This is a genomic window from Bradyrhizobium sp. (assembly GCF_030654605.1).
Taxonomy (GTDB): domain Bacteria; phylum Pseudomonadota; class Alphaproteobacteria; order Rhizobiales; family Xanthobacteraceae; genus Bradyrhizobium.
In genome coordinates this window covers 1-9737 of sequence record NZ_JAURXB010000287.1, presented here as the reverse complement: position 1 = coordinate 9737, position 9737 = coordinate 1, and the positions used below count along the sequence as shown (strand labels likewise).

Here is a 9737-nt window from a genome sequence, read left to right as displayed (position 1 = left end):
TGGACACCAGCTGCTCGTCCCATAGTTCATCCGGCGGGAAGCGATCTTCTGCCAACAGATAGGCAAGCGCCACCGAGCTGTCGAGATAGATCATCGATCAGCCCGATCGGACTCCAGATCGCCAAGCAGTTCTTTGATCGTCATTACCGGCTTGCGCACTGGCGGACCGCGTCCGACGGAGACCGGCGGCGTCATCCAGCCTTGCCGGAAGGCGTCCAACAGCAGCGCGTCGGAAAGCATCGCGCTTCGGGTGGGGTGGGGTGGGCCGATTTCCGCAACCACGCGATCGCGATCTGTGACAAGCACCGTCTCGCCGCCGGCGGCAAGCCGAACGTACTCGCTGAGTTTATTCTTGAGAGCCTTGAGACCTACAGAGCGCATGAGACAATGTAGCTTCCAGAGGCTACTTTGTCAAACCCGCTTGCCGACACTCTCTTCAGCTCACTTCCCGGATTTTTTCACTAAATCCAACTAGCTAAACTTGGCTCCTTCGGATAGCCGTGGAGCTCGCGCAGTTCTTCGCAGAGGATGGAATACCTCTGCAGTTCGACCAAGGTGAGCGGAGTTGGTTTCGTAAAAATTTCAACTTTTGCGGGCGCATCGACCAATTGCTCGTTTTCGATGATGTTATGCGCACGGCACGCATCATCCGCTCCATTGACGTCGGTTCCTGCGGTAACGCACGCTGGTGCCGCCCGAGTGACGTCGTCCTTCTTCCTCGGCTCAGCCAACAACTCCGGCTCGGTTCCCATCACTGGGTTTAGCATCAGTTCGGATCTTGCCGAAAGCGGCCGGTTCGTGCCCAGGTCCGCGTTTATGAGTTTCGGCTCCGACGCGGCATTTCTTCCGGGATTTTTGAAGATCTGCTTGGCCACCTTGAGCTGAATTAGTCGCTTAATGATGCGATCGATGCTCTCATCCAACCGGTTCGACTGCTCGATTTCCTTTTCCAGCTGATCTGGGTCGATCATATGGGCAAAAAGATCGCCGCCCTCCAGTGGCTCATCTGTTTTGAGGTCCGAAAGAAATTTGCCAACGGCCTGGCCCCATTCTGCGAGATCACTGAAATTCTCCCGTGGCACCCAGCCCGTGATAACTTCTTGGTACCAAGGGCTCAGTATCGAAAATGTTTTCTCCACCGCCTCGGCACCGTCGGCGGCCTGGAACTCAGAAGCCAAATTCTTCAGGTTTGTCCTGTGACGGTTAACATCATTTTTCAGAACAGTTTGAGCGACGCGCTGCTGTAACCGAACCTGATTATACTGGTCCATGCGCCGTTTTTTCCAACGCTTGTCGATTAGACCGTCTACCAAGCACTCTTCGGTTATCCCTTCCGGCGTCCACTCATCATAGTGGGCCGTCCGCATTGCTTCATAGTCGCTCCTTTTTTCGCCGGGCAACAGAACCTCACGGGAATAGACTCCGTGCTTCATGGCATTGCGCTTTTTGTCGATCCTTTTTGATTTCTTGCTCACGGTTAAATCCCTCCGAGCTACCCACCCAATTTGATAATGAGCCAGCGATTGTCGGCAGCAATGGCGACAAATATTTTCGCCGATTTAAGCTATTGTATCAGCGAGCAAGAAATTCCACCACGGAACAGTGGACTGGTCCACAGATCCTCGTTTCCGAGGTTCGAGGCTTGGAGGATGCGCTTGGCATGCGGATCGCATTCCCACCGCATGCTTGCAGCATGCCACGGCAACGCGGAGGGCATTGCCCCTGGCAATGCGGGGGCATCGCCGACCGAAATTCTGCGCAGGTAGATGCACAAGGCTCTCGATCGTCGGCGGCCGGGATTTCAGCCGACTATCCTAAGCGCCTTAATTTCATGAGGGACACCGGGGCATCCGGCGCGGCTGGCGGAGGAACGTAATCGTCCCCTACACAGTCTCACATAATATTCCGGCCAAGCCGCCTCATCGGCGAAAGTTGGCTTGATGATGCGGCGGCGCGGTTGTTAGACTCAGGCTGCCTGCCCCTGCTGCTGTCCCACTTTAATCAGCGACTCTGCGGGAATGCCCAGCCCCTCATGTAGTCGCCAGATCATTTTGAGCGTCAGCGAGCGCCTTCGATTTAGCACCTCGTGCACACGGTTTCGACTGCCGATGAAGGGAATGAGGTCGCGAGGCTGCAGCCCATTTTGATCCATATGGTACTTGATCGCCTCCACCGGGTCTGGAAGATCCATTGGATAATGCTTTCGCTCCCACGCCTCCACCAGCGTGACAAGCACGTCTAGGCGATCACCCTCGGGCGTGTTGCGTTTCGCTATCATCAGGCCCTCGATCTCTTTGAGGACTTTGCGGTAATCGCGCTGGCTCTTGATTGGCAAAATGTCCATGACTTCTACCCGTCAAACGGATTGTGCATTGATCCCGTTATACTGCCGGTGCGTGCCGAGGAACCGGATTCATCTTTTCATGGCCGCTTTGTTCAGCAGCGAACTACGCCGCCGCGATCGATGCGCTTTTAGCAAAGCCGAACAAAGAAATGCAGACCTCTTCGCAGCCAGCTAAGCTGGAGCCAACCGCTTGACGTTGATCGTGCGCTTGCGAACCTGGGCCAGGTCGTAATTCATCTGCATCCTGAGCCAGGTGTCGGCGGTGCTGCCTAAGGCTTTCTCAAGCTTGACAGCCATTTCCGGCGTGATCCCGCTGCGTCCCGCAATCAGATTATGAACCTGCTGCCGCGTGACACCGAGGCCCTTTGCGGCGGCGACAATCGAAACTTTCAGCTCATCGAGCGTGTCGCCGATCAATTCGCCGGGGTGGGGTGGATTTTTCATCTCCATATTTTCTCTCTTAGTGATAGTCTACAAGGTCAACATCGGACGCCTTGCCATCCTTGAACCGAAAAATAATCCGCCAGTTCGCGCGCACGGTCACGGCCCAAAAGCCTTTGAGATCGCCCTTCAAGGAATGCAGCCCGAAGGTTGGCAAGCGAAGCGCCTCGATGGTTTCCGCCGCATGCAGCACACCTAAAATCTGCCTGATCTTGCGGAGATGCTCGGCGCTGACGCCTCGAGCGTTGCCCTAGCGCTCACGCTGCGACCGTGATCACCGGGGCAATCTTGTCCAAAGCCTTGCCTATTTGCCGCTTCGCAACTTGAACGTCGAAGTCATTTTGTAAACTCAGCCATAGGTCAGGCGAGGTACCGAACGCTTTGGCGAGCCGCAGCGCAGTGTCAGCCGTCACGCCGGTCTCCTCGTTCGCAAGCCGCTCGAGCCGCGTGCGCGGGACGCCGCAGGCTCGAGCCAACGCGCCGGGCGAAATCCCGAGCGGGACCAGAAATTCTTCGCGAAGAACTTCACCAGGATGCATCGGTGCTAGTTTTTTTGTCATCAGCGTTGCCTCAATGATAGTCGGTAAATTCGACAGCCTCCGGACCGTCCGAGGTCCAGACGAAGCAAATGCGAAACTGATCGTTCACCCGGATCGAATACTGCCCTGCCCGGTCGCCTTTCAGAGTTTCCAACCGGTTGCCCGGCGGCGCTCTCAAATCGTCCAGCGTCTTGGCCGAGTGCAGATAGCGAAGCTTTCGACGGGTCACCTTCACAAGGTCGGCAGGAAATCCCTTCCCCGCCTCGCCGTTGAAGGCAGCTTCCGTCACAGCGTCTTTGAAGGACCTTATCACAGGGATAGTGTATCATAGAATGATACATATCTCAAGCGCAGTCTAAACCGCCGTCGAGAGCGACCTGTCAGACCCGAAGATTCAGCGGTCATTTGAGCGACGCTCCCTCTCATTGTACGCCCTGAACTACAGAAGGAAACTAGTGTCTCCCTCATACAATGCGCCGCGTCGAAACCCAAAGCATCCGCGAAGTCGCGATGGGATCGATGGCCCGCCTCTCCCACCAGGCCACCTCGTCGCCTGAGCTGTGGTTGTCTCGATGATGCGTCCTGCATAAGGGGACCGTGAATTCGTCGCTGACCTTGCGTCCCATGGCGCGCGGTTGGGTGAAGCGAATATGGTGGGCGTCGGCAGGACTTCTGCCGCAAACCAGACATGGATGAGACGCGACGAATTTGAGATGGCTCTTGTCGCGATGCCGGCGGGGCTCGCTGATGGTAAGTTCGTTCTTTTCGATTTTGGCTGGGGTGGCGGCGGACTGAAGATTCGGGGAAGCCGCGACGTCGTCGAGCGGTGGTTGCGACACGGCTGAAGGCAGCGCTAGTTGCTCGACCACGGCTGTGACTTTCCTGGGGCGCCCCCTGCCTCGCCGCGGTTTTGCGGGCTCCGTTAAACTGGGGGAGAACTCGGGCTTTTCTTGATCGGTCGAGGCGAATGAAGCTGCGTTGCCAGGCAAGGCTTCAGGGAGGGCGTCTAATGGCATCATCCTGGTCGCGAAGGCATCCTCTACACGTTTTGCGTCATCTGCTGAGAGGTGGTTCTTGGCCTTCAGGATGGTTATTGCGCGGGACTGCAGGTCATCATCCGGCATAGTCTCGATTTCCCGGATCAGTTGGGCGCTGGCCGCGGCTGAATCGTCCGTTGAGAGCTTTTCCCCGGCCGGCCTGGAAGTGGCTGACCTCCCTGCTCCGATCTGGCTGGAATGGGCCGGCGCCGGCGCAACGTTGGGAGAGAGACCCCTATTCACGGCCCTGTCGCCTTCCGCCGGGGCGGCATCTGGCGGCGCGTCGAGATCGTCCTCGCCGGCGATCCCCACCATCGTGAACAGCGCGTAGCGGCGGGCGTAGGTCAGTGCCGCGCCCATCCGACGGGGCGCGGATGTTTCCGATAGCTGGCAGACCGGCCAGTCCGAGGAGATCCACTCCCCTGAGGTGTGCAACAGCAGGGTGATCAGGTTGACCGTGCCATTGGCCCGATCAATGTCGGTGGTCTGGGCGATGGCGATCTGCTGGCCTCCCAAGGCCTTCCTTACGATATCCAGACCGCTCGAGAGCGAGGCGTAGCGGAAGCTCTGGGGGGTCTCTGATCGGCTGTTGTAGACGGTTCCGACCATCGCCTTCTCGGGGTTCGAGAGATCGATCTGGGCCTTCGCCAACGCCGTGGCGATGGCAGCGACGCATTCACTGGACCGATGCATGGCTGACCTCCATCTCAACCAGATCGAAGCTGACGGCCCCTGATTTCGACCGCTTGGCGCGGATGCCGTGGCCCATCGCCTCCTTGGCGTCCTCCGGCATCAGGGTTTTGAGTTCCGCCTTGGCTCGTTCGTGGTCTGCGTGGGCACCTTGAGTGTCCCGAAACAGCCCCGCAAATTCCGCCCAGGAGTTGGAGGCGTTCATGTCGACCACGCGGACCGCTTCGATCCGGGGTTTCGGGGGCTCGCAGTCGAACAGGGCTGGAGTTTCGCCGGTCTTGACCGCCCGCCAGAACGCCTTTTCCGCTGCGATCAGGATGGTCTGGTAGATCGGATCGGCCTCGATCGAGAGTTCGACCCACTTGCCGCCGCCATTGATGATGGAGAGCACGGATTTCTTGGTGCCGGCGACCAGCATGTTGTGCTGGAGCTGGGCCATATGTTTTTCCGCTGCCCCTTCCTCGGAGAACGACCAAGGCAGCATGAACTTGGCTTCGAAGACAGCGCCTGTTTCCTTGACCAGTCCGTCCAGGGTGGCGGCCATCCAAGGCATGGTGCAGTGGATCGCATGGCGCTGGACGTCACTGATGCGGTTTCCCGAGTTTAGCTCGTACCAGCGGCGGTTCAGATCTTCTGTGCACAGGCCGAGCTGGACGATCAATACCGCGGACAGGTCGGGGGGAGACGCCTCACCCCGCTTCTCCTTCCACAGTCGCAACAGGGCTTTCTCGTCCTTGCCCATGATAATCCGGGCGTCGGAGCCACCGATGAAGTGACGTCGATCGAAAATTGGTGCTGCTCTTACCATTTGATATTCCTATATAACGTATTTCGTTATTGATAACGATAATCGTTATTCTGAGAATGTCAAACGCTATTCGTTACCCTTGTTGAAAAACGTTGGCTGAATTACGCTGATGCGATGAAACCGTCGCAATGTCGCGCTGCGCGCGCCCTAATCGAATACTCGCAAACGGAACTCGCTGAAAAAGCGAAGGTGGGCGAAAGCACTGTTCGAAATTTCGAAGCCGGCAGGTCAATCCCGGTGACGAATAATCTCAACGCGATTAAACGCGCGTTGGAAGCCGCCGGCGTCGAATTCATCGACGAAAACGGCGGTGGAGCAGGCGTCCGCCTTCGAAAACCTCGTAAGTGATCGCCCGGATAATTGGTAAATGCGGCGGACCACGTTTCCTTGAAATCCAAACGTCGCGAGAAACACGCCTCTTTGCAGCCCGAAACTTTTCCTTGGACTTGAAACAACCATGGAAATGGGAACACAGATGAAATTGGCCAAGGTCTTGCCGTGTCTTGTTCTCGCCGCACTGCTCATCGATTGTTGAGGATCTGCCGCAAAAGGAAGACCCTGCCCCCTTCCTTTCAACCTCTATTCTGGATCTAAAAAAGGCTGCCGCCGAAGCCAAACTCGCCGAACCGCTTGAAGTCGCGGGACCAATCGAAGCCCACCCTATTTCATCGGCTCCATGGATCATTTGCTTAAGGAGCGGCGCTTCGGAGCAATCAAGCCGGCGGGTATACTCCGTATTTTTCAAGGACAGCAGATACGATTCAATGCGGTTGTCCGTCATCGTTGACCGATGCGATGAGCAGACTTTCGTGCCACTGCGGGACAAATAGACACGCACCGACTCGGCAAGTGAAGCGGATCCAGGAGCATTTCCGATCGGTCTTTATTGAGGTGGAAATTCCTCCTCACGACCGCTGATAATCATCCTCGATACGAATGATGTCGTCCTCGCCGAGATAGCTGCCGGTCTGGACCTCAATCAGTTCCAAAGGAATCTTGCCGGGGTTTTCCAGCCGGTGCACGGCGCCGATCGGGATGTAGATCGATTCGTTCTCGTGCACGGTCTTGACGGCTTCGTTGACCGTCACCCGTGCCGCGCCCCGCACCACGATCCAGTGCTCGGAGCGGTGATGATGCTTCTGCAGCGAGAGCCGGCCGCCCGGCTTGACGACGATGCGCTTGACCTGGTGCCGATCGCCATTGTCGACCGACTGGTAACTGCCCCAGGGCCGGTGTACCTTGATGTGGTTCTCCGTCAGTTCCGGTGCGACGGTCTTCAACTTCGCCACCAGACGCTTCAGCCCGTTGGCGTCCTGCTGGCGCGACACCAGCACGGCGTCCTGCGTCGCCACCACCACGAGATCGTCGACGCCCTCCAGCGCCACCAGCGCCCGGTCGGTCGAAACGTTGCAGTTGCGAGAATCCTCGAATACGGCGGCGCCCTGCGCGGCGTTGCCCTGGGCGTCCTTGTCCGACAGTTCCCAGACCGCGTGCCAGGAACCGACATCGGACCAGCCGCAGGAAACCGGCACCACCGCGGCACGCGCGGTCTTTTCCATCACGGCGTAATCGATCGAGATCGCCTTGGCCGAACCGAACGCGGCGGGATCGAGCGTGACAAATCCGAGATCGCGTCCGGCCTGGGTCACCGAATCAGTGACGGCCTGCACGCTGCCGGCATCGACACTGCGATATTCGTCCAGCAGCACGGAGGCGCGGAACATGAAGTTGCCGCTGTTCCAGAGATAGCCCGCCTTGACGTATTCGGCCGCGGTTTTCGGATCCGGCTTCTCGACGAATTTGGCGACGCTGCGCACCTCGCCGGCAATCGCCTCGCCCGGGTTGATATAACCGTATTCGGTGGCCGCGCGCTCCGGCGCAACGCCGAAAGTGACGATGCGGCCGGCTTCGGCGGCGGTCCGGCCCTGCCGGCAGGCGGCAACGAAAGCCGGGGTATCGCGCACTACATGGTCGGCAGCGAGCGCCAGCACGATCGCCTCGCCGTCGCGGCTCTGCGCAAACGCGGCGCCAGCCGCGATCGCGGGACCGGAATCCCGCCGAATCGGCTCCAGCAGGATGTCCGCCTCGAGACCGATCTCGGCCAGCTGCTCCAGCACCATGAAACGGTAGGCGGTGTTGGTGATCACGATCGGCCGCTCGAACAGCGCCGCATCCGATACCCGCAAAAGCGTATCCTGAAAGGTCGAGCGCGGTCCGAACAACGGCAGGAACTGTTTCGGATGCACCTCGCGCGAGGCCGGCCACAGCCGCGTCCCGGCGCCGCCGCACATGATCAGGGGGATGATTCGTTGGCTCATTGCGACCTGCCGTCAGAGATTGTGATAGTCACGATACCATTTCGCAAACCGCGCGATACCGTCTTCGATGGAGGTCGCCGGCCGAAACCCGATGTCGCGCGCGAGATCTTCGACGTCGGCATAGGTTGCGGGCACATCTCCCGGCTGCATCGGCAACATCTCCCTGGCCGCGGTGCGGCCGAACTCCCCCTCCAGCAGCGCAACCACGTGCAACAGCTGTTCGGGATTGTTGTTGCCGATGTTGTAGATCTTCCACGGCGCGGCGCTGCTGGAGGGATCGGGCCTGTCGCCGGACCAGTCCGGATTGCCGTGCGGCGGACGATCGATAAGGCGGACGATCGCCTCGCTGACGTCGTCGACGAAGGTAAAATCGCGGCGCATGTTGCCGTGATTGAACAACCTGATCGGGGCTCCCTCGACAATCGCCTTGGCGAAGATGAACATCGCCATGTCGGGCCGGCCCCACGGGCCGTAAACCGTGAAGAACCGAAGTCCGGTGGCGGGAAGCCGATATAAATGGCTGTAGGTATGCGCCATCAGCTCATTGGCCTTTTTCGACGCGGCATAGAGGCTGATCGGATGATCGACATTGTCTTGCACCGAAAACGGCAGCTTGGTGTTGGCGCCATAGACCGAGGAGGACGACGCGAACAGAAGGTGCTGGCAGCCGTTGTGCCGGCAGCCCTCCAGCACGTTGATGAAACCCTCGATATTGGCATCGATATAGGCATGAGGATTTTCAAGCGAATAGCGCACGCCGGCTTGCGCGGCCAGATGAATGACGATGGGAAAGCGGTGCTGCGCAAAAAACGACTTCATCGTGGTGCGATCTGCCAGATCTAGCTTCACGAAGCTGAAATTCGAATGACGCTTCAGGACATCCAGGCGGGCTTCCTTGAGCCTGGGATCGTAATAACTATTGACGATGTCGAGTCCGACAACCTCGCGGCCTCCGGCCAGCAGGCGCTGCGCCACGTGAAATCCAATAAAGCCGGCGGCTCCGGTGACCAGCACCGCGTTCTCAGACATCGTTTCTCCGATTTGCGCCTAGAGCCGCCACAGCTCGATGCCGGCGGGTCGCGAGCTGCGATCGAGCTTCATTTTTACGTCGAGAACAAGGCCCGACCCGCCAGTCAGCAATCGCTGAATAAGTGGCCAGCCGCCGCCTATATAATGATCATGTGCGACAGCCAGAATGATCGCATCGGCTGGCTGCAAATCGTCGAGCTCAAGCAAGCTGACGCCGTATTCGTGCCTGGCATCCGCGGCATTCGCCATGGGATCGTGGACCTGGACCGTCAGGCCGAACGACTCCAACTCGCGGATGATATCGACCACGCGGGAATTGCGGGTATCCGGAACATCCTCCTTGAACGTCAGGCCGAGGATGGTGACGACGCCGCCCTGCCCCTTGCGCCGCAGCAGCCCGCGCACGCATTCCCGCGCGATCCGCTGGCCCATGCCATCATTGATACGGCGGCCGGCCAGGATGACTTCCGGATGGTAGCCGGCTTTTTCGGCACGATAGGTCAGATAATAGGGATCGACGCCGATGCAGTG

Annotated in this window: 12 protein-coding genes and 1 pseudogene; 1 reads left to right on the top strand and 12 read right to left on the bottom strand. The window is 58.7% G+C overall.

The genetic code is table 11. The features are described from left to right. Positions 1-90: 90 nt before the first annotated feature. The 9 genes and pseudogenes from Q7U29_RS26395 to Q7U29_RS26355 all read right to left on the bottom strand — a co-directional run bounded on the left by Q7U29_RS26395 (position 91) and on the right by Q7U29_RS26355 (position 5859). On the bottom strand, positions 91-381 hold the full coding sequence (locus Q7U29_RS26395) for a type II toxin-antitoxin system Phd/YefM family antitoxin (protein WP_304746376.1): 291 nt from the start codon (positions 379-381) through the stop codon (positions 91-93). Positions 382-461: 80 nt separating this feature from the next. Continuing rightward, the gene (locus Q7U29_RS26390; protein WP_304746374.1) at positions 462-1475 is read right to left on the bottom strand and encodes a hypothetical protein; all 1014 of its coding nucleotides are present in this window, start codon (positions 1473-1475) and stop codon (positions 462-464) included. Between the two features lie 491 nt (positions 1476-1966). After that, positions 1967-2344, bottom strand: a complete 378-nt coding sequence (locus tag Q7U29_RS26385; protein ID WP_304746372.1) for a type II toxin-antitoxin system HigA family antitoxin — start codon at positions 2342-2344, stop codon at positions 1967-1969. A gap of 171 nt (positions 2345-2515) precedes the next feature. Next, positions 2516-2794: a HigA family addiction module antitoxin gene (locus tag Q7U29_RS26380; RefSeq protein ID WP_304746370.1), complete on the bottom strand. Its 279-nt coding sequence runs from the start codon at positions 2792-2794 to the stop codon at positions 2516-2518. A 10-nt stretch (positions 2795-2804) separates the two neighbouring features. Further along, positions 2805-3014: pseudogene (locus tag Q7U29_RS26375) on the bottom strand (type II toxin-antitoxin system RelE/ParE family toxin); the annotation flags it as partial. Positions 3015-3042: 28 nt separating this feature from the next. Next, positions 3043-3345, bottom strand: a complete 303-nt coding sequence (locus tag Q7U29_RS26370) for a HigA family addiction module antitoxin (RefSeq protein WP_304746368.1) — start codon at positions 3343-3345, stop codon at positions 3043-3045. A 10-nt stretch (positions 3346-3355) separates the two neighbouring features. Beyond that, positions 3356-3637 (bottom strand): type II toxin-antitoxin system RelE/ParE family toxin, encoded by a 282-nt coding sequence (locus Q7U29_RS26365; RefSeq protein ID WP_304746366.1) that lies wholly within the window; start codon positions 3635-3637, stop codon positions 3356-3358. Between the two features lie 151 nt (positions 3638-3788). Further along, entirely contained in the window at positions 3789-5054 is a 1266-nt protein-coding gene (locus Q7U29_RS26360; protein ID WP_304746364.1) for an ERF family protein, read from the bottom strand. Continuing rightward, entirely contained in the window at positions 5038-5859 is an 822-nt protein-coding gene (locus Q7U29_RS26355; RefSeq protein ID WP_304746363.1) for a YqaJ viral recombinase family protein, read from the bottom strand. Before Q7U29_RS26355 ends, Q7U29_RS26360 begins: the two co-directional genes overlap by 17 nt. Before the next feature lie 114 nt (positions 5860-5973). Between Q7U29_RS26355 and Q7U29_RS26350 the strand changes: the two genes are divergently transcribed. Then, positions 5974-6207 carry a helix-turn-helix transcriptional regulator gene (locus Q7U29_RS26350; RefSeq protein ID WP_304746361.1) on the top strand — a complete coding sequence of 78 codons (234 nt, stop codon included), beginning with the start codon at positions 5974-5976 and terminating at the stop codon, positions 6205-6207. 557 nt (positions 6208-6764) lie between these two features. Here Q7U29_RS26350 and Q7U29_RS26345 read toward each other — a convergent pair. The 3 genes from Q7U29_RS26345 to Q7U29_RS26335 form a co-directional block, all read right to left on the bottom strand. Further along, positions 6765-8177 carry a mannose-1-phosphate guanylyltransferase/mannose-6-phosphate isomerase gene (locus Q7U29_RS26345; protein ID WP_304746359.1) on the bottom strand — a complete coding sequence of 471 codons (1413 nt, stop codon included), beginning with the start codon at positions 8175-8177 and terminating at the stop codon, positions 6765-6767. 12 nt (positions 8178-8189) lie between these two features. Continuing rightward, positions 8190-9206 carry an NAD-dependent epimerase gene (locus Q7U29_RS26340; protein WP_304746357.1) on the bottom strand — a complete coding sequence of 339 codons (1017 nt, stop codon included), beginning with the start codon at positions 9204-9206 and terminating at the stop codon, positions 8190-8192. Positions 9207-9224: 18 nt separating this feature from the next. Beyond that, positions 9225-9737: UDP binding domain-containing protein (locus Q7U29_RS26335; protein WP_304746355.1), on the bottom strand; the 513-nt coding region annotated here is incomplete at its 5' end.

Bases quoted from the DNA above. Each gene is read 5' to 3' on its own strand.
- Q7U29_RS26345 (WP_304746359.1), bottom strand. From the start codon at position 8,177: ATGAGCCAACGAATCATCCCCCTGATCATGTGCGGCGGCGCCGGGACG.
- Q7U29_RS26350 (WP_304746361.1), top strand. From the start codon at position 5,974: ATGAAACCGTCGCAATGTCGCGCTGCGCGCGCCCTAATCGAATACTCG.
- Q7U29_RS26395 (WP_304746376.1), bottom strand. From the start codon at position 381: ATGCGCTCTGTAGGTCTCAAGGCTCTCAAGAATAAACTCAGCGAGTAC.
- Q7U29_RS26370 (WP_304746368.1), bottom strand. From the start codon at position 3,345: ATGACAAAAAAACTAGCACCGATGCATCCTGGTGAAGTTCTTCGCGAA.
- Q7U29_RS26355 (WP_304746363.1), bottom strand. From the start codon at position 5,859: ATGGTAAGAGCAGCACCAATTTTCGATCGACGTCACTTCATCGGTGGC.
- Q7U29_RS26360 (WP_304746364.1), bottom strand. From the start codon at position 5,054: ATGCATCGGTCCAGTGAATGCGTCGCTGCCATCGCCACGGCGTTGGCG.
- Q7U29_RS26380 (WP_304746370.1), bottom strand. From the start codon at position 2,794: ATGGAGATGAAAAATCCACCCCACCCCGGCGAATTGATCGGCGACACG.
- Q7U29_RS26385 (WP_304746372.1), bottom strand. From the start codon at position 2,344: ATGGACATTTTGCCAATCAAGAGCCAGCGCGATTACCGCAAAGTCCTC.
- Q7U29_RS26340 (WP_304746357.1), bottom strand. From the start codon at position 9,206: ATGTCTGAGAACGCGGTGCTGGTCACCGGAGCCGCCGGCTTTATTGGA.